The organism is Corynebacterium sp. TAE3-ERU12, assembly GCF_019209905.1.
In the GTDB taxonomy this organism is placed as follows: domain Bacteria; phylum Actinomycetota; class Actinomycetes; order Mycobacteriales; family Mycobacteriaceae; genus Corynebacterium.
Window position 1 is genome coordinate 999,085 of record NZ_JAHUTM010000001.1, and the last position, 20,857, is coordinate 1,019,941.

General features: G+C 62.1%; 19 protein-coding genes. 18 read left to right on the plus strand and 1 reads right to left on the minus strand.

Annotated elements, in window-relative coordinates; genetic code table 11:
* The first annotated feature begins 195 nt into the window (after positions 1 to 195).
* Together KRX51_RS04550 and KRX51_RS04555 are read left to right on the plus strand one after the other, a co-directional pair.
* Complete coding sequence (locus KRX51_RS04550; RefSeq protein ID WP_218361764.1) at positions 196 to 1,194, plus strand: NAD(P)H-dependent glycerol-3-phosphate dehydrogenase; 999 nt, start codon at positions 196 to 198, stop codon at positions 1,192 to 1,194.
* A 21-nt stretch (positions 1,195 to 1,215) separates the two neighbouring features.
* Entirely contained in the window at positions 1,216 to 2,322 is a 1,107-nt protein-coding gene (locus tag KRX51_RS04555; protein ID WP_218361765.1) for a D-alanine--D-alanine ligase family protein, read from the plus strand.
* 42 nt (positions 2,323 to 2,364) lie between these two features.
* Here KRX51_RS04555 and KRX51_RS04560 read toward each other — a convergent pair whose 3' ends face one another.
* Positions 2,365 to 3,336 carry a DUF3515 domain-containing protein gene (locus tag KRX51_RS04560; RefSeq protein WP_218361767.1) on the minus strand — a complete coding sequence of 324 codons (972 nt, stop codon included), beginning with the start codon at positions 3,334 to 3,336 and terminating at the stop codon, positions 2,365 to 2,367.
* An 86-nt stretch (positions 3,337 to 3,422) separates the two neighbouring features.
* On the opposite strand from KRX51_RS04560, the gene KRX51_RS04565 reads away from it, so the two are divergent.
* The 16 genes from KRX51_RS04565 to KRX51_RS04640 all read left to right on the plus strand — a co-directional run bounded on the left by KRX51_RS04565 (position 3,423) and on the right by KRX51_RS04640 (position 20,854).
* Positions 3,423 to 4,373, plus strand: coding sequence for a thiamine-phosphate kinase (locus tag KRX51_RS04565; protein ID WP_218361768.1), 951 nt, complete (start codon positions 3,423 to 3,425; stop codon positions 4,371 to 4,373).
* Positions 4,373 to 5,044, plus strand: coding sequence for a uracil-DNA glycosylase (locus KRX51_RS04570; RefSeq protein WP_255549373.1), 672 nt, complete (start codon positions 4,373 to 4,375; stop codon positions 5,042 to 5,044). Before KRX51_RS04565 ends, KRX51_RS04570 begins: the two co-directional genes overlap by 1 nt.
* Before the next feature lie 10 nt (positions 5,045 to 5,054).
* Positions 5,055 to 6,677, plus strand: a complete 1,623-nt coding sequence (locus KRX51_RS04575) for a DAK2 domain-containing protein (protein ID WP_218361772.1) — start codon at positions 5,055 to 5,057, stop codon at positions 6,675 to 6,677.
* 3 nt (positions 6,678 to 6,680) lie between these two features.
* A complete protein-coding gene (locus tag KRX51_RS04580) occupies positions 6,681 to 8,888 on the plus strand; it encodes an ATP-dependent DNA helicase RecG (protein WP_370625020.1) in 2,208 nt (735 codons plus the stop codon).
* Between the two features lie 33 nt (positions 8,889 to 8,921).
* Positions 8,922 to 9,170, plus strand: coding sequence for an acetyl-CoA carboxylase biotin carboxyl carrier protein subunit (locus KRX51_RS04585; RefSeq protein WP_218361773.1), 249 nt, complete (start codon positions 8,922 to 8,924; stop codon positions 9,168 to 9,170).
* A complete protein-coding gene (gene rsmD, locus KRX51_RS04590) occupies positions 9,170 to 9,760 on the plus strand; it encodes a 16S rRNA (guanine(966)-N(2))-methyltransferase RsmD (protein WP_218361775.1) in 591 nt (196 codons plus the stop codon). The genes KRX51_RS04585 and rsmD overlap by 1 nt, the downstream gene beginning before the upstream one ends.
* On the plus strand, positions 9,761 to 10,240 hold the full coding sequence (gene coaD, locus KRX51_RS04595; protein WP_218361777.1) for a pantetheine-phosphate adenylyltransferase: 480 nt from the start codon (positions 9,761 to 9,763) through the stop codon (positions 10,238 to 10,240).
* Between the two features lie 176 nt (positions 10,241 to 10,416).
* Positions 10,417 to 11,199 carry a DivIVA domain-containing protein gene (locus tag KRX51_RS04600; RefSeq protein ID WP_218361779.1) on the plus strand — a complete coding sequence of 261 codons (783 nt, stop codon included), beginning with the start codon at positions 10,417 to 10,419 and terminating at the stop codon, positions 11,197 to 11,199.
* Between the two features lie 59 nt (positions 11,200 to 11,258).
* The gene (locus KRX51_RS04605; protein WP_218361780.1) at positions 11,259 to 11,861 is read left to right on the plus strand and encodes a DUF177 domain-containing protein; all 603 of its coding nucleotides are present in this window, start codon (positions 11,259 to 11,261) and stop codon (positions 11,859 to 11,861) included.
* On the plus strand, positions 11,858 to 12,586 hold the full coding sequence (gene rnc / locus KRX51_RS04610) for a ribonuclease III (protein WP_218361781.1): 729 nt from the start codon (positions 11,858 to 11,860) through the stop codon (positions 12,584 to 12,586). The genes KRX51_RS04605 and rnc overlap by 4 nt, the downstream gene beginning before the upstream one ends.
* A 12-nt stretch (positions 12,587 to 12,598) precedes the next feature.
* Complete coding sequence (gene mutM, locus KRX51_RS04615) at positions 12,599 to 13,477, plus strand: bifunctional DNA-formamidopyrimidine glycosylase/DNA-(apurinic or apyrimidinic site) lyase (protein ID WP_218361782.1); 879 nt, start codon at positions 12,599 to 12,601, stop codon at positions 13,475 to 13,477.
* A 17-nt stretch (positions 13,478 to 13,494) separates the two neighbouring features.
* The gene (locus KRX51_RS04620; protein WP_218361783.1) at positions 13,495 to 13,773 is read left to right on the plus strand and encodes an acylphosphatase; all 279 of its coding nucleotides are present in this window, start codon (positions 13,495 to 13,497) and stop codon (positions 13,771 to 13,773) included.
* Between the two features lie 50 nt (positions 13,774 to 13,823).
* The gene (gene smc / locus KRX51_RS04625; protein ID WP_218361784.1) at positions 13,824 to 17,300 is read left to right on the plus strand and encodes a chromosome segregation protein SMC; all 3,477 of its coding nucleotides are present in this window, start codon (positions 13,824 to 13,826) and stop codon (positions 17,298 to 17,300) included.
* Positions 17,301 to 17,367: 67 nt separating this feature from the next.
* The gene (gene ftsY / locus KRX51_RS04630; RefSeq protein ID WP_218361785.1) at positions 17,368 to 18,936 is read left to right on the plus strand and encodes a signal recognition particle-docking protein FtsY; all 1,569 of its coding nucleotides are present in this window, start codon (positions 17,368 to 17,370) and stop codon (positions 18,934 to 18,936) included.
* Positions 18,937 to 19,150: 214 nt separating this feature from the next.
* Entirely contained in the window at positions 19,151 to 20,488 is a 1,338-nt protein-coding gene (locus tag KRX51_RS04635) for an ammonium transporter (RefSeq protein WP_218361786.1), read from the plus strand.
* A 27-nt stretch (positions 20,489 to 20,515) separates the two neighbouring features.
* Entirely contained in the window at positions 20,516 to 20,854 is a 339-nt protein-coding gene (locus KRX51_RS04640; RefSeq protein ID WP_218361787.1) for a P-II family nitrogen regulator, read from the plus strand.
* Positions 20,855 to 20,857 lie beyond the last annotated feature (3 nt).

The window sequence follows — 20,857 nt, forward strand, 5'->3', positions numbered from 1 at the left end:
AGAAATTTTCTGCGGACGGCGCGTTCACTCGGCTTTGGACCGATACGCTTTGAATGCCAGTCCGCAGTAGTGAGGGTAGCCTAGTCTAAACTACGGTCAATTGTGAATGGGGACACCTGGGTTTCTTTCCCGCGGTTCATCGACGCTGCGCATACGATGTCCAGTACGTGGAGACAGGCAGGTCAAGGAGGCGGCATGGTTCAGGTAGCGGTAATGGGCGCGGGCTCGTGGGGCACCACCCTGGCAAAGGTATTCGCCGACGCAGGTAACCCGGTAACACTGTGGGCACGCCGCGAACAGCAGGCCCGCCGAATCCAGATCACCCGCGAAAACCGTGATTATCTACCGGGGCTAAGCCTTCCTAATGGGCTCACCGCCACCGCGGATGCGCAGGCCACGCTTGCCGACGCCGACGTCGTCGTACTTGCTGTTCCCTCACAAACACTGCGCGACAACCTCACACGCTGGCGCGAATTCATTCCCGAATCGGCCACCCTGCTCAGCCTGGCAAAAGGCATCGAACGGGATACCCATATGCGCATGAGTGAGGTCATTGCCGAAGTCGGTGAGTTCGATAATGAGCGCATTGCGGTGCTGTCCGGGCCGAACCTGGCCCGCGAGGTTGCCTCAGAACAACCCGCAGCAACCGTTATTGCCTGTATTGACGAAAACCGGGCCCGCTTGGTGCAAGCAGCAGTGGCAACCGGGTATTTCCGCCCGTACACCAACACTGATGTCATTGGCTGCGAGATCGGCGGTGCCTGCAAGAACGTTATCGCCCTGGCCTGCGGTATGGCCGCTGGCCAAGGTCTTGGCGAGAACACCCGGGCCACCATCATCACCCGGGGCCTTGCCGAAATCACGCGCCTGGGTACCGCCGCCGGAGCGGAAGCGAAAACCTTCTCCGGTCTGGCCGGGCTTGGTGACCTGGTGGCAACGTGTGCGTCCCCGCTATCGCGTAACCGCACCTTCGGGGAACGCCTGGGCAAGGGCGATACCGTCGAGCAGGCCCAACACGCCACCCACGGCCAAGTCGCGGAGGGGGTCATTTCCAGTGTGTCGGTGTCGGCATTAGCAGCCGATCACGGGGTAGAAATGCCGATTACCGCCGCCGTTCATGGCGTATGCCATCAAGGCCTTGATGTGCCCGACACTATTCGCGCGCTGATGGGACGTAGCCGAAAAGCGGAGTAAACAGCGGTAGAATCGCCTGCCATGAACACCACTGAGGCAGCCAACAGCATGTGTACCGTCGCCGTGCTCTATGGCGGCGCCAGCCCAGAACACTCGGTTAGCTGTATCTCCGCTGCAGCGGTTATCGCCCACCTGGACCCCGAACGCTACCGGGTAGTGCCCATCGGTATTACCCGCACCGGTACCTGGGTTCCCGGTACTGCTGACCCCACCGCCGATGCCGACGGGGAACTGCCGGAAGTCCCCGAGCCCACCGCCGAGACCGAGCGCCTGGAACTAGCCGCCGACCCCGGCCACCGCGGCCAGATACGCATCCTCAACGGCAAGCGGACTGGTGAAATTTTCGCCACCGCCGATGTCATCTTCCCGGTCCTCCACGGGCCGCAAGGCGAGGATGGCACTATCCAGGGCCTGTTCGAACTATCCGGGGTGGACTACGTCGGCCCGGGTGTGCTCGCCAGCGCAGCCGGCATGGACAAAGAACGCACCAAGAACCTTGTTGCCGCAGCGGGCCTGCCTATTGGGGACCAGGTGGTCCTCCATGAGGGCGAGGAGCTCACCGACGAAGAACGAGACCGGTTGGGTCTGCCCGTCTTCGTCAAACCCGCCCGTGGGGGTTCGTCTATCGGAATCTCCAAGGTCGATAGCTGGGATGAGCTTGCCGACGCCATGAGCCTCGCCCACGAACATGACTGGAAGGTCATTGTGGAGGCCGCCATGGCCGGCCCCGAGGTCGAATGCGGTGTGCTGCAGCGCCCCGACGGCACGGTTATTGCCTCCGAGCCGGCCCGACTGTGCGGCACTGAGGAATCCGACGAGGGGTTCTACGGCTTCGACACCAAATACCTCGACAATGTGGTCACCGCCCAGATCCCGGCGAAATTCGCCGACGATACTGTCGAGAAGGTGCAGGAGATCGCGAAGAAAGCCTTCCGTGCCCTGGGCTGCGATGGGCTCTCCCGGGTGGATTTCTTCATCACCGACCAAGGGCCCATCATCAACGAGATCAACACCATGCCCGGCTTCACACCGATCTCGATGTACCCCAAGATGTTCGCCGCGACCAATATCGGCTACATCGCTTTGCTCGACACACTCATCGAGCGCGCCCGAGTCGCCCGGCGCTAAAAAATCCCCGGTACCAGGGTTTGCGTGGTACCGGGGTGTGTTTTAGTCGCCCGCACCGTCGGCAAGCTCCGACGGGGCGGTGTTATCCAGATTGGCGGCAATAACCGCTGAGATCTCCGGCAGCACCCCAGAGGCCACACCAACAGGCATATGCACCGCCACCAGCCGCTGGCGGCCCAGCGCAAAATAGGCCGCCGTGGTACCCGAAGAAAGCGTCGGCTCGGTGAACCACACCACCTCACCCACCTGCGTTAACTGTTCACCGGGCGCGTAGCTCTGCGGGGACTGCACACCACAACGCATCGTGATCGCATCGCCGGCATCATCCATCCACAAGGCAGCACCGTCGGGAAGCCGCACCCCATCAGGCATATCCTCATCCTTGGTGCGACTGCGATCAGCGAGTGTGTCCGGCATGGCCGCGAACAGACCATCGCAGACACCATCGGCTTGCGGGGCATCAATATCCATCAGCGGAATCGGCTGGCGCTTCGGCCCCGGCTTGAAATCATCACCCATAGCTTCAGCAATGGTGGCCAATGAATCCTTATGGTCAGACGAACCAGTCACCGCCACAACCGGAGAGGCACCCACAGAAAACCAGGTCACTAGGTCCAGCTCCGGGGTGTCATCAGTAACGGCCAACCACTCCACGCCGCCTTCAGTAAAAGTGCGCGACAACTTGGTGTACTGCGCCGGAGTCGGCGCACCGCAGCGCACCGTAATACGGTCATCGGTGAAATCCCGGTAGACAGCCGCCCCCTGCGGCTTCGGGTCCATCAGATCCGCCTTCATAAGACGGCCAATAGAATCGGGCAGCGCATCCATGAGGTGGCTGCACTGGGCCGAATCATCATCGGGCATCTCCACCGTCGGCAACAACACCGGGCCGCGCGCCGCGCGATCCTGGATCACCTTCGTGGCGCCAATAACACCGGCAGCCAGCACAATAGCCAGCACTAACGCGAATGCCGCCCGGCGGCGGTTACCCTTGACCTGATCGTCGTCTGCCATGGGGCACAGTCTATAACCCCCACCGGTGGCGACACCGCCCCTGTCCCCGCACCCGCCCGACTATCCCCGACATCGGAGAAATATTCATGATCACTATCGGAGAAACCGGCGAGTACGGGGTCATCGAAGCGATCCGCGAGGTCGCCCCCTCCGCCCGCAACGGTGACGACGCCGCGGTGTTGAGTATGACCACCCCCAACGCGCGCTATGTCGCCACCACCGACATGCTCATCCAAGGCCGCCACTTCCGCTGCGACTGGTCCACCCCAGAACACATCGGGGCCAAGGCAGCAGTGCAAAACTTCGCCGATGTCGAAGCCATGGGGGCGCGACCAACCGCCATCCTTTTCGGTGTCTCCGCACCTGAGGACACCCCGCTCGACCACATCGTCGGCATCGCCCGGGGCTTGCAGGACCAATGCGGCCGATGTGCGGCAGAAATCGTCGGCGGAGATGTCGTCGGGGGCGACTCACTGGTTATTTCCATTACGGCCATGGGCGAACTCGGCGGGCCCGCCCGACCCCTGGCGCGCAGTGGCGCCCGACACGGCGAAAACGTTATCGCCGCAGGCCATATCGGCCACTCAGCGGCAGGCCTGGCTTTGCTGCGCCGCTTCGGTTCCCGCGCGGCAGTGCCTTATGACCTCGATGAACTAGTCCTGGCGCACCTTGCCCCAGATTTCACCTATGGTCGCGGCCCAGTAGCCCGCGCCGCCGGAGCAGGCAGCCTGACCGACAATTCCGACGGGCTCATCACCGACCTCAACCAAATCGCTACCGCCTCCAATGTCGCCATTGACCTCGACCGGGACGCCCTAGCACCCGACGAACTGCTTATCCGCGCCGGGCATGTGCTTGATACCAACCCGTGGGACTGGGTACTCAACGGTGGGGAAGACCACACCTTGCTCGGCACCATTGCTGGGGCACAACCCGACAGTTTCCGCATTATCGGTTCTGTCACCCGCGGACAGCCGGGGCAGGTTACTCTCGACGGCGAAAAACCGTGGCTGCGCGGGGGATGGGTGAGCTTCTAATGACAACCAACGCACCACTTCCCATCGACCCCGGGTGGGCCGAAGCACTAGCCCCCGTCACTGACCAGATTCACCACATGGGAGATTTCCTGCGCGCCGAAAACGCAGCCGGTCGTGGCTACCTACCTGCCGGCGCGGACGTCCTACGGGCCTTCACGTACCCCTTCGAAGAGGTCAAAGTACTCATCGTCGGCCAAGATCCGTACCCCACACCAGGCCACGCCATGGGGTTGAGTTTCTCAGTCGCCCCACACGTGCGCCCGGTGCCGCGTTCCCTGGCCAATATCTTCAAAGAACTCCACGACGATATTGGGCTCACCCCTCCCGATAACGGTGACCTGACCCCATGGGCCCGCCAGGGCGTCGCCCTCTTCAACCGAGTCCTTACCTGCACCCCAGGCAAACCTGGCTCCCACCGCCGCAAAGGCTGGGAACAGATCACCGAACACGCAATCCGGGCTCTAGCAGCCAGGGACCAACCCCTAGTCGCCATCTTGTGGGGCCGCGACGCGCAAACCGCGGCGAGTCTGTTGGGCGATCATCCTGCAATTATGAGCCCGCACCCCTCGCCACTGTCGGCCTCCCGGGGGTTTTTCGGTTCGAAACCGTTTAGCCGGGCTAATGCGGAACTCACCGCCCGGGGTGTGCAGCCCGTCGATTGGCGGTTGTAGCATGAACGCCATGTCCGCACGCGTAAGCCTTGGTGGTGATGGCCTGCTCAATTGGGCGCGCCGGGCGGTCAGCGCGCTGGAAAAACGACGCGAAGACCTCAACTCATTGAACGTCTTCCCAGTCCCGGATTCGGATACCGGGTCGAATATGGCCGCCACCATGACCGCGGCGCTGCAGGCCGCCGAGGACGCTACCGACGGTGTGCCCGCCGAGGAGCTCAGGACGCGGACTCGTGAAGTCGGGGCGGCGCTTGCCACAGGTGCGTTGCGTGGTGCCCGCGGTAATTCAGGCACCGTGTTGTCGCAGGTGCTCCGGGCAATAGCTGACTCGGCGCAGCACGGCGATATTAATGGCGCCGATATTCGTGATGCGTTAATCCAGGCGGTCAATCTGGTCGACCACGCTATTGCCGATCCCGTCGAAGGAACCATCCTGACCGTGCTTCGGGAAGCGGCCACTGCCGCTGATGACTATGGCGACACCGATATCACCGGGGTTGTTGCTGCGGCTGCGCAGGCTGCCGATGATGCTCTAGAACGCACCCCCTCCCAACTCGCCGCCCTGCGTGAGGCCGGGGTTGTTGATGCCGGGGGAGCGGGTTTGGTGTTGCTTCTCGATGCGCTTGTTGACGAAGTCGGGGCCGAACACCTGGCCCCGCCGGCGCTGCAGTCGAGTGCGGCGCTGGAAAGTCATGGCCAGTCCGGTGAGCTGGAGGTCATGTTTTTCCTCACCGCCACCGATGAGGAGATCGGGCAGCTACGGCAGACTCTGGAAACCCTCGGCGACTCCATTGTGATCGCTGGAGATGCCTCAGGTGGGCACATGGTGCATATCCACACCTGCAATGCCGGTGCTGTCATTGAGGCCGGCTACGACGTCGGCAAGCTGGAGAACTTACGCATCGAAATTTTGGGCCCTGCTGGCCACAGCCATAATCCTGCGCAGAACGAAGGCCAGGGGCAGGGCCAGGCCCAGCCCACGCGGGAGGTGCTGGCTTTGGTCGCCCCAGGGCCTCTTGCAGAGCTGATGACTGCCTCCGGTGCCATTGCTGTGGACCCCGGTGATAACCCAGGCGCGGCGGTGACCCGCGCGATGGGCGAGGCCGCCGCCGATACCGATATTGTGCTGCTGCCTAATGGGCTGGTCGACAGCCGCGGCCTTATCGAAATCGAACTAGCTGCCCACTCTGCGAAACATTCCGTCACTGTGATTCCGACCGCAACAGCGGCCAATGGGCTCGCCGCGTTGGCGGTGCACGATGCCAGCCTGCCGCTTGCGGTCGATACGTACGCGATGAGCGAGGCCTCTGCTGGGGTGCGTACCGCTGAACTCAGTGTTGCTCGTGGTGATGGTTTGACCATTGCTGGGCCCTGCACCAAGGGAGATATTCTCGCCGAGACCGCCGGCGATATCCTCGTTGTGGCCCCGGACCTGACTGAAGCATTGCGCACCACCGCGGATCTGATGTTGCGCGCCGGTGGGGAACTGGTCACCGTATTACTGGGTGATGACGCTGACCCGGAGGCCGCTATCGCGTTGCGGCAGTACCTCGCCAGCACCACCCCAGGGGTGGATGTTTCGGCCTATGCCGCCAATGGCATCGGCCCGCTGGCCCTTATCGGGGTGGAATAAGTCGTGCTGGGTTGGGCACGTGGGGCTACTGCCTCAACACAGCTTGCCGACGCACTGGGCGCTGAGACCGCACGCACTTTGCGGAAGGGGTTTGGGGTCAGCACTGTCGGCGAACTGCTCACCATGGTCCCGCCGCGCTACCTGCGCCATGATGACGGTCTTGGTGTGCTGGAGGACGGGCAGGTGGTGACCGCCATTGTGCGTGTGGCCAATAAAGGCCCAGACCCCACCAAGGCGGAGGTGGATTATTGGAAAAAGCGGGGCCGTGGCCGCAGGTTGCCACATAAACCGTGGATGTTGACGATTACCGACGGCACCCAATTCCTGGCCATGCCGGTGTTTGGCAACCACGCCCGGGTCGAGGAGATCGATGAGGGCGCACAGTTGCTGGTGATGGGCACGGTGCGGATCGGACACCACAACCTTGAGCTCGCCAACGCTGACTTCATTAATATCTCCGACCCCGATGATGCTGAGAAAGCCACCGGCCGGCTGGGCAAACTTTTTGCAACAGCGCATGGTGTTGGTGAGCTGCTGGAGTTACTTGCCCGGCCGTCGCTGCCGCTGCACCGTGGCCGCAATAAAGTCGCTGGCATCACCTTGGCGCTGTATTTACACCGATTGATGCAGTGGTTACCGGCCCAGCCTGAGCCGCTGCCGCAGGTGCCGCCTGGTTTACCGAGTTTCGACGAAGCCTTGCGGGGACTGCAATTCCCGCCTGCTGGTAACCGCGCCGAGGAGCTTATTCGCAAGCGTTTGAAATACGACGAGGCTCTTGAGCTGCAGTTGGCAACACAACTGCGCCGGGTGGATACTGCCTCGCGTAGCGCTGAGGTGTGTCCTGCGCGTTCCGACGGGATGCGCGACGCACTGACCCGTGGATTGCCCTTCGAATTGACCGACGGGCAGCTGGAGGTCATCTCCGCCATTGATGCCGATCTTGGGCGACCTACCCCAATGAATCGGCTGCTGCAGGGCGAGGTGGGCTCCGGTAAGACCGTTGTTGCTGCTATGGCGATGGCGCGGGTTGTCGACGCCGGGCGCCAATGTGCACTGTTGGCTCCGACTGAGGTGCTCGCAGCCCAGCACGCGCGCACCCTTGCGGCCATGTTCGATGCCGCCGGTTGCGCAATGTCGGTGATGTTACTGACGGGCTCACTCAGCACAGCAGATAAACGTGCCGCCCTTTTGGCGATCATGACCGGGGAGGTCGATGTCATCGTCGGCACGCACGCATTGTTCTCCGACGGGGTGGAGTTTTTCGACCTTGGTCTGGTGGTCATTGATGAGCAGCACCGGTTCGGGGTGCGCCAGCGCGACCGGCTGCGCGAACGTGCTCGTGGTGCAGCGGTGCCGCATGTGTTGGTGATGACGGCGACACCCATCCCGCGCACTATTGCGATGACGTTCTTTGGTGATTTAGACACCTCGACATTGCGGCAGTTGCCCGCCGGACGTCGGGAGATCGACACCGTTGTGGTGCCGGTGGCTGATAAACCCCATTGGCACGCGCGTGCCTGGGCACGGATCGGGGAGGAAGTCGCCGCAGGTAATAGGGCCTTTGTGGTGTGCCCGAAGATTCATCCGCGGCCACCGGACGGCGATGAGGAACACACCGACCCCGGCGAGTCGTTGCTGGAGGTCTACGAACAAGCAGAGCAGGCCTTGCCCGGTGTGCGTGTAGGGATGCTGCATGGCCAGCTGCCCGCTGCAGCTAAAGACGAGGTGATGCGTGCCTTCGCCGAAGGTGAGATTGATGTGCTGGTGTCCACCACGGTGGTGGAGGTCGGTGTTGACGTGCCCGAAGCGACGGTGATGATGATTCGCCAAGCCGAAAGTTTTGGGGTCTCCCAACTGCACCAGCTGAGGGGACGTATTGGCCGTGGCGGGCGCGGGGGATTGTGTTTTCTGTGCACCTACGCTGAGAGCGGCAGCCCGGAGCGGCAACGGTTGCAGGATATTGCCGCTACTAATGATGGGTTCGAACTTGCGGAGTTGGACCTTCGTTACCGCAGCCACGGCGATGTTTTAGGCGATGAGCAGTCCGGTGCGGCCGGTGGGCTTGGGCTGCTGGATCTCAGCTCGGATCGCAAGATTATTGAGTATGCCGCCACGGTGGCTCAGGACCTCGTTGCGCAGGATATTAAGGCTGCCCGGGCGCTTACCGCCGATATCACTGAGGAAGAGTCTGACTACCTCGACCGAGGCTGAGTCGACATCGGTGCGGAAAGTACACTAAGCCATATGAGCGATCACGTTGAAGCAACCGTCGAGGTGCACGCACCATTTGCTGGAATAGCGCGGATGCAGGCCGGCGTTGGCGACCGTGTCAATGTGGGCGACCCAGTCGCTGTTGTTGAGGCCGTCAAGCTAGAAGCTCCCGTGGTCGCGCCGTGCGCTGGCATTATCGAGTCTGCTGTCGGCGAGGATTTCGCCGATGTCGCCGGCGGTGATGTGCTCGTTACGATCACGGTCGAGACGGAAGGTTCCTAATGCGCATTATCGCAGGTATTGCCCGTGGTCGGCGTATTAACGCCCCCAAGGGAGAACGCACTCGGCCTACTTCTGACCGGGCGAGAGAGGCTATTTTTTCCTCCTGGCAGCAGCGTTTCGGCATTGAAAACACTGTTGTGTTGGATCTTTTTGCCGGCAGTGGTGCGATGGGGCTGGAGGCACTGTCGCGGGGTGCCCGTGAGGTAGTGCTGGTTGATAATGACGCCCAGGCATGTGCGGCCATCGCGCACAATATTGGGGTCGTCAAACTCCCTGGGGCGCAGCTCGTTGAGCTGAAGGCTTCGACCTATCTCAAGACCGCCCCGCAGAACTATTTTGACCGCGTTATTGCTGATCCGCCGTATGAACTGGCTGGGGAGGCGGTCACCGAAATGCTGGAGGCACTACGCCCGGCTTTGCGTGCCGACGCTGTGGTCACCGTGGAGCGCGCTGCCGCCGATGCGGACACGGTGTGGCCGCAGGGCTATAGCGAACTTGTGCAGAAGCGCAAGCGGAAAACTCATGGCCATGCCCGGTTTGATACCGCGATTTATGTGGGCGATAACGCCGACCGCGAGGAGGAGGCATAGATGACGCATGCGTGTTTCCCGGGTTCATTCGACCCGCTGACTATGGGACATCTTGATGTTGTGGAGCGCTCCTGCAGCCTGTTCGACAAGGTCACTATTTTGGTGACGCATAATCCCAATAAGAAGGGCATGTTCAGCCCTGAGGAGCGGATGCAGCTTATTCGGGATTGCACCGGGCACTTGGATAATGTGCATGTGGATTTGTGGTCGGAGCTGCTGGTGAACTACACCACAGAGCACGGCATCACGACCCTGATTAAGGGCCTGCGCAATAGTTCGGATTACAACTATGAGCGGCCGATGGCGCAGATGAATCGCCGCTTATCCGGCGTGGACACGATGTTCTTACTCACCGACCCGCAGTATGGTTTTACCTCTTCCAGCCTGGTTAAAGAGGTCGCCACGTATGGCGGTTCCGTGCAGGGTTTGGTTCCTGATTCGGTGGAAAAGGCGCTGCTGGCCAAGGTGCAGGACCGTTAGTGCGCTCTGGGGTTGGCGCCGCGGACAATAGTGGTGTGGCGCCTGGTAGCTCATTGAGCTAGCCCGGTATCGCCCAGGTTTTCCTGGGCAAATAAACCTGGTTATTTTCTGACACGCCGTAAGCCCCGTACCTGCAATAACGAGAAACCCGTGGTGTCGCAGGTAATCTACACACCATGTATCGCGTCTTCGAAAGTCTTGATCAACTGAACCAGATCGTCGAGGAAGCCTACGGCGTCCCGATGACCACTAACTGCATGGTCCCGCGTCGTGAGGTTGCTGACCTTTTGGATCAGATCCGCGACGCTCTGCCCGCCGAAATCGACGATGCGCAGGACGTTCTTGACCAGCGCGACGATATTATTAATGACGCCGAACAGCGCGCTGCAGCTACTGTTGCCGACGCTGAAGCTGAAGCGATTCGCCGCGTCGATGAGGCCACTGACCGCGCCGAGGCCACCATTGCCGATGCTGAGGAACGCGCCAGCATGACCGTGGCTAAGGCCCAGGATGAGGCCGAGCGCCGCCGTGAAGACGCTGACCGTGAATACCGCCAGGTCACCGATCGGGCCGCCGCTGAGGCTGACCGCCTGGTGACTGCCGGTAACGCCGCCTATGACCGGTCGGTGCAGGAAGGCCTCGAAGAACAGCAGCGCCTCATCTCTGATTCTGAGGTTGTGCGCGAAGCCACCGAGGAAGCCCGCCGGATCAACGAGGCCGCCCATGCGGATTCCAACCGGCTGCGCGGCGAATGCGACCGTTATATCGACAGCAAGCTCGCCGAGTTCGAAGAGTCCTTGTCGACCACGCTGCGCACGGTCGGCCGCGATCGTGCCGCGCTGCGTCAGGGCGCTGGTGCGTCGGGACGCTACGGCCGCGATTCGGTGCGGGATCGTTCCCGCGGCGACCGTGGTTATGACGATTCCTACGACGATGATGAGCGCGACTACCGCCGCTAGTTGTCGCTGACTTCACCACGGTGAGGTCTGGGGGAGCCGACGGGTATGCTGATCGCATCATGAATGCACGCAGCACCCAGTCCGGCTCCCCTTTTCTGATCAATGTCAGCGATGTTCTGCGCGAAGGCTCTGCGCAGCCCTTCCGCAACGAAGGCCACACCCCAGAGCGCATCGGTGCCGAGATGATCGGTGTCGACGCTGGCGCTGACGTGCTCGTCGACGGTTTTATTACCGCTCTCGGCGGTGGTGTCCTTGTTGATGCAGAGATCAGCGCACCCCTGCATGGCACCTGTGTGCGCTGCTTGGCGGAGCTCAATGATCACCTGGATATTCACGTCACACAGGCTTTTAGTGCCTCGGCGGGTTTCCTCACCGCCAGTGACGATGATGAAGAAGATCTTGACGACGAGGCCCCGCTGCTGACCGACGATAATGCCGATATCACCCAGCCGGTGATTGATGAGACGGTGCTGACCTTGCCGTTTAACCCCACCTGTGAGGACTTCGGTCATGCCTGCGCGGAGGCTGATACTGAGGTGCCCGAGCCTGATGGGGTTTCCGAGGAAGTCGCCGAAGAGCAAGCTCAGGCCACCGATCCGCGCTGGGCTGCACTGGCGGATAAGTTCGCTTCGCTTTCCGACGATGAGAAGGACACCAAATGAGCCGCCGCCGTCGCCTCACCGGTGAGGCAGCACGTACCGCCGCTTTCGACGCTGTGGATCACGCGCCTTTATTGGCCTCGCTTGGTGCCCCTATTGCTGATGAGATGCTTACGTTGGCGTTGACGCACCGCAGTTTCGCTAATGAAAACGGCAACCTGACCAATAATGAGCGCCTGGAGTTTTTGGGCGACTCGGTGTTGGGCATGGTGGTTGCCGAAGAGCTCTACCGCCGGTTCCCTAACCGGGATGAGCAGGATATTTCCAAAATGCGTGCCGCGGTGGTCAATATGTACGCCCTGGCTGACTTAGCGCGCAGCATCAATTTGGGTGAGCACATCCTGTTGGGCCGGGGTGAGCAGCTCAGCGGTGGCCGCGATAAGCATTCCATTCTTGCCGATACCACTGAGGCCCTGCTTGGCGCGATTTATCTTGAGCATGGTTTTGATACCTCTCAGCGCGTCATTGTTGACCTCTTTGGCGACATGATTGATAACGCGCCTACGGAAAGCCGTGGCCGCGACTGGAAGACTCTTCTGCAGGAACGCCTGGCGGTGAAGAAATTGCCGGCGGCGCAGTACCAGGTGGAAAGCTCCGGTCCGGACCATGAACGCCATTTCACCGTTGAGGTCCTCGTCAATGGTGTGGTGCGTGGCCGTGGCGAGGGTGCCACTAAGAAGGAAGCAGAGATGCAGGCCGCCCACGAGGCGACCCAAGCCCTGTCCTAAGCGAGAGCCGGTATGCCTGAGTTACCCGAGGTAGAAACGATCCGTCGGGGGCTTGGTCCGCATATTGTCGGCCGTAGCATCACTGATATCGAGGTGCTGCGGGATCGGGCAGTGCGCCGCCAGCCCGGTGGGGCTGATGAGCTCGTCGGGCGGCTTGTTGGCCGTGCGGTCACCGGTGTGGATCGCCGCGGTAAATACCTGTGGTGGATGCTCGATGATGGTGCGGCGTTGCTGGTGCACCTGGGCATGAGCGGTCAACTTGTCATCCCGCCTGCCGATCAGGCCGCATCTATTGCTGGTAGTGCGACAGATCCGCATGTGCGGGTGCGGGTGAAGCTTTCCGACGGTACGACAGTGGCTTTCCGCGACCAACGCACCTTCGGTTGGTTATGGGCCTGTGAGCTGGCCCCATCGCGGCACGACGGCAGGTATGTACCGCACCCGGCAACACATATCGCCCCAGACTTATTAGAGGTCATGGCCCACAAGACAGGCCCGGTGAGGCTGGCCCATGCGATGCAGAAACGCCACAGCGGCATCAAGCGCGTGCTGCTGAACCAGGAGGTTGTCAGCGGTATCGGCAATATCTACGCCGATGAGATGCTCTGGGCGGCCCGGGTGAATGGGGAAACCCCGGCTGATGAGTTATCCATCCGCAAACTCGCGGCCCTGGTGCGCGTTGGTGACGCGGTGCTGCGGCGCTCAATCACTGCTGGTGGCACAAGTTTTGACGCACTGTATGTGCACGTCAATGGGGAGTCTGGGTATTTTTCCCGGCAGCTCAATGCCTATGGGCAGGCAGGGCAGCCCTGTCCGCGGTGCGGGACTGTGATTACCCGGCGGGTGTTTATGAACCGGTCGAGTTATTTATGCCCACGTTGCCAGCGTTAAGCCATAAGCTAGCGGGCATGGACGATAGCGTACGACTCACCGCCTGGGTACATGGCCACGTCCAAGGCGTGGGATTCCGCTGGGCAGCGCGCTCAGCAGCACTTGAGCGCGGCCTGGTGGGCTATGCCAAGAACTACCCCGACGGCCGCGTCCTCGTTATCGCCGAGGGGGCCAAAGACCGCGCCGAGGACCTACTTAAGTGGCTGCGCGGGCCGAATACCCCCGGCACGGTAGCTACTGTGGTGTCCGATTTCGGTGAGGCCCGCGGTCAGTACACCGATTTCCAACGCCGCTGAACAACACCTCCTCCTAAGTTCGGGCCATAAGTCATGGCACAATAGCCGCCGTGCACCTGAAATCGTTGACTCTCAAGGGCTTCAAGTCCTTCGCGTCAGCGACCACCCTTGTCTTCGAACCGGGTATTTGTGCCGTGGTGGGCCCCAACGGTTCCGGTAAATCCAATGTGGTTGACGCCCTGGCGTGGGTGATGGGGGAGCAGGGGGCGAAAACCCTGCGCGGCTCCACGATGGGTGATGTCATCTTCGCCGGCACCACAGGCCGCAAGCCATTAGGCCGCGCCGAGGTCACCCTCACCATCGATAACACCGATGGGGCGCTACCCATCCAGTACAGCGAGGTCTCCGTTACCCGGCGGATGTTTCGCGACGGCGCCAGCGAATACGAAATTAATGGCTCGCGCTGCAGGCTCATGGATGTGCAGGAGTTACTTTCTGACACCGGTATTGGCCGAGAGATGCACATCATCGTCGGCCAGGGCCGGCTCTCCGAGATCCTGCAATCCCGACCTGAGGACCGCCGCTCGTATATCGAAGAAGCAGCCGGTGTGCTCAAACACCGCCGTCGGAAAGAAAAAGCCCAGCGCAAGCTGGCATCCATGCAGGCGAACCTGGACCGCCTCGAAGACCTCACCGGGGAGCTGTCCAAGCAACTCAAACCCCTAGCCAGGCAGGCCGAGGCCGCCAAACGCGCCCGCACCGTGCAGGCCAGCCTGCGTGAAGCCAAACTCGGATTGGCCGCAGCTGACCTCACCGACCTCCGCGCAGCCCAACACAATGCTGTCGCCGATGCAGCCGATATCGCCCGGCGCACCAATGCCGCAGCCGCTGACGCCGACCACGCCATCTCCCGCCGCGACGGGCTAGAACAACAACTCGAACAGCTCACCCCCGACGCTGAAAAAGCCCGCGAGGTATGGTTCCGGCTTTCGGCTTTGGCCGAACGTGTCTCGGCAACCACTCGGATCGCCGGTGACCGCGCCAGTGCTGCTGGCCCCGCGCCGTGGACTGGCCCCGACCCGGACCAGCTCGAAGCTAAGGCCGACCGGGTCGCAGCTGAAGAAGCCGAACTCGCCGAGGCTGAAGCCGGTGCCCGCAAGCGCCTCGAGGAGGTACGTCAGAAACTCGCCTCTGCTGAAGCCGCCGCCCGCGCCGCGGAAAAAGAACACTTAGCTGCAGTCCGCGCCATCGCTGATCGCCGTGAGGGGGTGGTGCGCGTCATCGCTGCTGAAGAATCCACCCGCCAGCGCCTGCAGGCCGCCGAGGCTGAGGTCACTCGCCTGGCCGAGCAGGTCGCCGAGTCCGATGAGCGCCGCGTGAGCGCCGCCCGCGCAGCCGAAGACGCCGCTGCCGCACTTGCTGAGGCCAAAACGACTGGGCCTGAACTCGCTGCGGCTGATGAACGCGCCCGCACTGAAGCCGAAGCCGCCTCCGCCCGTGTCAAGCAACTCCGCGGCGAAGAGCGCGACCTGGAACGGGCGGTGTCTGGGCTGGCGGCACGTATCGATGCGCTGCAGCGTATGGCCTCCGAAGCGCTGACCGACGGTGCTGGCTGGTTACGGTCGACCCACGGGCTCGATCCGCTATCTGATCTAATGTCGGTCAGCTCCGGCTGGGATAGTGCTATCGCCGCGGCCCTTGGCCCAGCCGCTGATGCCGTCGTCGCCGTCGATGGGGCAGATGACCTCATCGATGAACTCGTCGAAGCCGCCGCCGGGCGTGCCATGGTGCTACAAACCGAGCAGGGAACGACATGGCGCCTGGACGCACAATTGCCCGCGGGGTGCACCTGGGCGCTTGATGAGATTATTGCGCCACCAGATTTAGCCGCCCCGCTGGCCGCGCTGCTGGTTGATGTGGTGCTGTGTCCCGATAGCACCACCGCACGGGAAGTGGTCAATAACGACAATCGCCTCCGCGCCGTTACTGCGCAGGGCCGTCTGCATGGCCCGGGTTGGGTCGCCGGCGGTGCTGGTGGTAGCCGCAGCGCGGTTGAACTTGGCGCCGAGGTCGCTGAGATCCGCGCCGAGCACGAAACCGCGTCGGCACGGCTTTCCGACCTTGGTGGTGTGCTCTCCGGTGCGATTGCTGAAGAAGAGGACCGGCGTACCGACGCTGCTGCCGCCAGGGCAGCGCTGCGCGACCACCAACGCCACGTGTCGAACCTGACTGATGCGGTCACGCGAGCTAATGCGCAACGCGCCGGTGTTGACCACGATGCAGCCAGGGCAGCGAAACGACGGGAGGAAGCCGAACAGCGTGTTCGGGTACTTTCCGACGAACTCGACGACATCACCTCACGGCTAGCGCGCATGGATGATGAACCCAGCCAAGGGGAGCCGTCCACTGAGGAACGTGACCGCACCGCGGCCGAACTGACCGCAGCCCGCGGCGCAGAAACCGAAGCGCGGCTGGCGTTGCGCACCGCTGAGGAACGCCACAGTGGGGTGCTCGGTAAAGCTGACCGATTGCGCCGCACTGCCGCCACCGAACGCCAATCACGGGCCCGACATGAAGCCGCCCAGGCGCGCCGGGCTCATGCGCGCGATGTCGCCGCCGCAGTCAGTGGTCTAGCCAAAGACTTGGCCCGACGGGTAGATGAGCAGCTCCAGATCGCTGCGACGCACCGCGACGCGGCTGCCGCTACCGCTAAGGACGTTTCTGAGCAGCTGCGCCTGGCGCGGCAGAGCGCCGCTGATGCCACGAAGGCCCTGGAGGTGTTGCGCAATAAAGCCCACCACGGCGATATTGCCCGCGCGGAAGCTGCGTTGCGCGTGCAGCAGGCCGAGGAGTCCATTGCTGAGCAACTGGGTATCAGTGCTGAGGACTTGTTAGCCGAACATGGCCCCGGGGAGGACTTTGACCGCAGTGCCGCCGAGGCTCAGCTGAAACAGGCGGAGAAGGACCTCCGCGCACTAGGCAAGGTGAATCCGTTGGCGTTAGAGGAATACGCCGCGCTGGAAAAGCGGTACAGCTTCCTGTCGACCCAGCTCGATGATGTGCAGCGCGCCCGTAAGGACTTGCTCAACGTCATTAATGACGTCGATGACACCATTTTGCAGTTGTTCACCGATGCCTGGCGTGATGTGGAGGCAGAATTTCCGCGCGTATTCACCACCTTGTTCCCCGGCGGTGAAGGCCGGTTGGTGCTTACTGACCCCGATGACATGCTCACCACCGGTATCGAGGTCGAAGCCCGCCCACCGGGGAAGCGGGTGAAGCGGTTGTCGCTGTTGTCTGGTGGCGAGAAGTCACTGACGGCGTTGGCGATGTTGGTCGCTATTTTCCGGGCTCGGCCATCGCCGTTCTATGTGCTCGATGAGGTCGAGGCCGCACTCGACGATGTCAATCTACGCAGGCTGATTGCCCTTCTTGAGGAGCTGCGCGAATCGTCCCAGCTCATTGTCATCACACACCAAAAGCCCACGATGGATGTGGCCAATGTGCTCTATGGCATGACCATGCAGGGCGATGGTGTGACCAAGGTGCTATCGCAGCGCATGGCGCCGAAGGCGGTGGGGAACTAGCCGCGCCGGGCGGCTTGTTGGGCGGGTGCTGTATGCAGTCCGTGGGTGGGGCTGTCACACTGGTGGCATGAACGAATTCTTGGCTTCGATCGATCCGATGTGGCTCTATGTCGCTATTGGCATAGTTGTCTTCCTTATCCTGCTGACGATCCTGTTCCTCGTTGGTATCTACCGGCGTAAGCAGAAGACGATCTCGCTGACGAAGAAGGACGAGGTCGGTGAGCTCACTCAGGAGCAGAAGTCCGGCAACTATCAGGCCAAGAGTGATTTCGACTTCGCCGCTGGTACTGCCGCGGCGACCTCGGCTCCTGCGGAGAAACAGCCTGAGGTACTGCCTGGCCAGAAGCTCGATGACCAGCCGCCGGTGCAGAAGCCGCAGCCGCAGGCCAAGCCGCAGCCGGAGCCCAAGCCGGAGGTGGGTTCTGTTGATGAGCCGGTTATCAAGGAAGGCCCTGCCGATAAGCCGGAGCCGAAGCAGGCCGCTGTTGAGCCCAGTGAGCATGCCGACGATGACGTCAGCGCCACGACGCCCACTGAACCAGTAGACGCCGCTGAGCCCACTGAGCCCACTGAGCCGGTCGAGCCTGCTGCGCCGACCGAGCCTGAGGCCCCCGCCGAGCCTGCACCGGCCGAGCCTGAAGCCCCCGCTGACGATACGGCCAGCCCCGATACCGCCATCAGCACCGCACCTGATGAGCCACTGGACGATATCGCGCCGACCGAGGGCCGCCTCGGCAAACTGCGTGGCCGCCTGTCCCGCTCCCAGAACGCCATCGGCGAATCCGTGCTCGGCATCATGGGCGCCGGTGACCTCGACGAGGAATCCTGGGAAGAAATTGAAGACACCCTGCTCATGGCGGACCTTGGCACCCCGTCGACGATGAGCGTGGTGGACAAGCTGCGGGAGCGCATCGCCAGCCGCAATGTCTCAACCGAAGAAGAAGTCCGCGCTCTGCTGCGCGAAGTGCTGATTGAGGAATGCCAGCCCGACCTCAACCGCTCTATCCACGCCCTGCCGCAAGACGGCAAGCCCGCGGTGGTCCTCGTCGTCGGTGTCAATGGCACCGGTAAGACCACCACCGCCGGAAAACTTGCGCGCGTCCTCGTCGCCCAGGGCCATAAGGTCGTGCTCGGCGCGGCTGATACGTTCCGCGCCGCCGCAGCTGACCAGCTTGAAACCTGGGGCCGCCGCGTCGGTGCTGACACCGTGCGCGGTAAGGAAGGCGCCGATCCCGCATCCGTTGCCTTTGATGCTGTTGCTAAGGGCGTTGAGCAGGGCGCCGATGTGGTGCTGATCGATACCGCCGGGCGCCTACATACCTCCACCGGCCTGATGGACCAGCTCGGCAAGGTCAAGCGCGTCGTAGAGAAAAAAGCCGTTGTTGACGAGGTACTGCTTGTACTCGACGCCACCGTCGGCCAAAACGGCCTCACCCAGGCTCGGGTATTCCGCGATGTTGTCGATATCACCGGTGCGGCCCTGACCAAGCTTGATGGCACCGCCAAGGGCGGTATTGTCTTCCAGGTCCAGCATGAACTGGGCGTTCCGGTCAAACTCGTCGGACTTGGTGAAGGCGCCGACCACCTCGCCCCATTCGAGCCGGAGAGCTTCGTCGACGCCCTGCTCGGCGAATAGTTTCTGCAGCGCCCCACCCCTTATGGCGTCCGGTAACCCGCCGGGCGCCATTTTTGTGCGCTATCACCTACCGGAAACGCAATCATGGGCTGTGAAATGAAACTGAAACGACATTGCTGTTGGTTTAACCGACCGGTTACTCAGGCCCAGAACAAACCGAAACACGGCAATGCGAGTCTTTAATGGTCAACAACGACGACTACAAGGAGTCGACATGACCCCAGATCAGGTCACCGCAATGTCCGGAAATGCAGCATGGATGCTCATTTCGGCAGCACTGGTGCTACTTATGACCCCAGCATTGGCATTCTTCTACGGAGGCATGTCCGGGCAACGCTCAGTGCTCAACATGATGATGATGTCCTTCGGCAGCCTCGGAGTCGTCAGCGTAATTTACGTGCTGTGGGGCTGGTCGATGTCCTACGGCAATGAAGATATCGGCACTATCTTCGCCAACCCCTTCGAGCAATTCGGTCTCGCCGGGGCCATCACCGACGCCGACGGCAATTACCTCGCCGGGGCCGCAGGCTACGCCAACGTCATCGATATCGGGTTCCAGCTCACCTTCGCTGTTATCGCCACCGCATTGATTACCGGCGCTATCGCCAACCGCGTGAAGTTCTCCACCTGGATGGTTTTCTCTGCACTGTGGGTGACGTTCTCCTACTTCCCCTTGGCCCATATGGTCTGGGGCGGCGGCCTGCTCTCCCACGGGGAAAACAGCCTGTCAGCATGGCTGTTCGGCACCATCACCGAAGACGGTGAAACCGTAGCGGCCATCGCGCCCATCGACTTCGCTGGCGGCACTGTGGTGCACATCAACGCCGGTATTGCCGCACTGGTACTTGCCCTGGTCGTCGGGCATTCGCACGGGTTTATGAAGCAGGCACACCGCCCGCATAACCTGCCGATGGTCATGCTCGGTGCTGCGCTGCTGTGGTTCGGCTGGTTCGGTTTCAACGCCGGGTCTGCTTTCGCCGCTGATGGCCTGGCCGGTCTGGCGTGGCTGAACACCACTGTGGCTACTGCCGCAGCAATGCTTGGCTGGTTGGCCACCGAACGCATCCGCGACGGCAAGGCCACCTCGCTTGGCGCTGCCTCCGGTGTGGTCGCAGGCCTGGTTGCTATTACTCCGGCCGCCGGTGACCTCAGCCCGGTATCGTCCATCGCCCTTGGCGCCATCGGTGGCGCCCTGGCGTGCCTCGGTGTCGGCCTGAAGTACCGCTTCCGCTTCGATGATTCCCTCGACGTCGTCGGCGTGCACCTTGTTGCCGGCCTGTGGGGCACTGTTGGTGCTGGCCTGCTGGCTAATGACACCGGCTTGCTGCTTGGCGGTGGCGCCGATGGGGTGCGCCTTGTGGTCATCCAGATTCTGATTGCCCTTGTTGCGCTGGTCTTCTCCGGCGTCGTCACGCTTATTATCGCTCTTGCCCTTAAGGCCACGATGGGCTGGCGGATTAGCGAGGAAGACGAGTTCGGCGGCATCGATGGTGCCGAACACGGCGAAACCGCATACGAAACCTCCACCCCAATCCCGAACCCCATGCGCTAAGCCGCCTGTCTTACTAGGAGAAAACACATGAAGCTCATCACCGCCATCATCAAGCCGTTCACCCTGCACGAGATCAAAGAAGCCCTCGAGCAGGTTGGCGTCGCCGGCATGACCGTCAGCGAAGTCCGCGGCTTCGGCCAGCAAAAGGGCCACACCGAGGTCTACCGAGGTGCCGAATACGCAGTCGATTTCGTCGACAAGCTCAAGATTGAAATCGTGGTCAGCGATGCTGATGCCGACGCTGCGGTCGAAGCCATCGTCAATGCCGCCCGCACCGGGTCCATTGGTGACGGCAAGGTGTGGGTCACCCCGGTCGACCAGGTTGTGCGCGTGCGCACCGGTGACCGTGATGATGACGCGGTCTAGGCA

Coding starts and splice junctions, on each gene's coding strand:
- KRX51_RS04565 (WP_218361768.1), top strand. CDS start 3,423: ATGATCACTATCGGAGAAACCGGCGAGTACGGGGTCATCGAAGCGATC.
- mutM (WP_218361782.1), top strand. CDS start 12,599: ATGCCTGAGTTACCCGAGGTAGAAACGATCCGTCGGGGGCTTGGTCCG.
- KRX51_RS04600 (WP_218361779.1), top strand. CDS start 10,417: ATGTATCGCGTCTTCGAAAGTCTTGATCAACTGAACCAGATCGTCGAG.
- KRX51_RS04575 (WP_218361772.1), top strand. CDS start 5,055: ATGTCCGCACGCGTAAGCCTTGGTGGTGATGGCCTGCTCAATTGGGCG.
- coaD (WP_218361777.1), top strand. CDS start 9,761: ATGACGCATGCGTGTTTCCCGGGTTCATTCGACCCGCTGACTATGGGA.
- KRX51_RS04585 (WP_218361773.1), top strand. CDS start 8,922: ATGAGCGATCACGTTGAAGCAACCGTCGAGGTGCACGCACCATTTGCT.
- ftsY (WP_218361785.1), top strand. CDS start 17,368: ATGAACGAATTCTTGGCTTCGATCGATCCGATGTGGCTCTATGTCGCT.
- KRX51_RS04560 (WP_218361767.1), bottom strand. CDS start 3,336: ATGGCAGACGACGATCAGGTCAAGGGTAACCGCCGCCGGGCGGCATTC.
- KRX51_RS04635 (WP_218361786.1), top strand. CDS start 19,151: ATGACCCCAGATCAGGTCACCGCAATGTCCGGAAATGCAGCATGGATG.
- KRX51_RS04550 (WP_218361764.1), top strand. CDS start 196: ATGGTTCAGGTAGCGGTAATGGGCGCGGGCTCGTGGGGCACCACCCTG.
- KRX51_RS04570 (WP_255549373.1), top strand. CDS start 4,373: ATGACAACCAACGCACCACTTCCCATCGACCCCGGGTGGGCCGAAGCA.
- KRX51_RS04605 (WP_218361780.1), top strand. CDS start 11,259: ATGAATGCACGCAGCACCCAGTCCGGCTCCCCTTTTCTGATCAATGTC.
- KRX51_RS04555 (WP_218361765.1), top strand. CDS start 1,216: ATGAACACCACTGAGGCAGCCAACAGCATGTGTACCGTCGCCGTGCTC.
- KRX51_RS04640 (WP_218361787.1), top strand. CDS start 20,516: ATGAAGCTCATCACCGCCATCATCAAGCCGTTCACCCTGCACGAGATC.
- rsmD (WP_218361775.1), top strand. CDS start 9,170: ATGCGCATTATCGCAGGTATTGCCCGTGGTCGGCGTATTAACGCCCCC.
- KRX51_RS04620 (WP_218361783.1), top strand. CDS start 13,495: ATGGACGATAGCGTACGACTCACCGCCTGGGTACATGGCCACGTCCAA.
- rnc (WP_218361781.1), top strand. CDS start 11,858: ATGAGCCGCCGCCGTCGCCTCACCGGTGAGGCAGCACGTACCGCCGCT.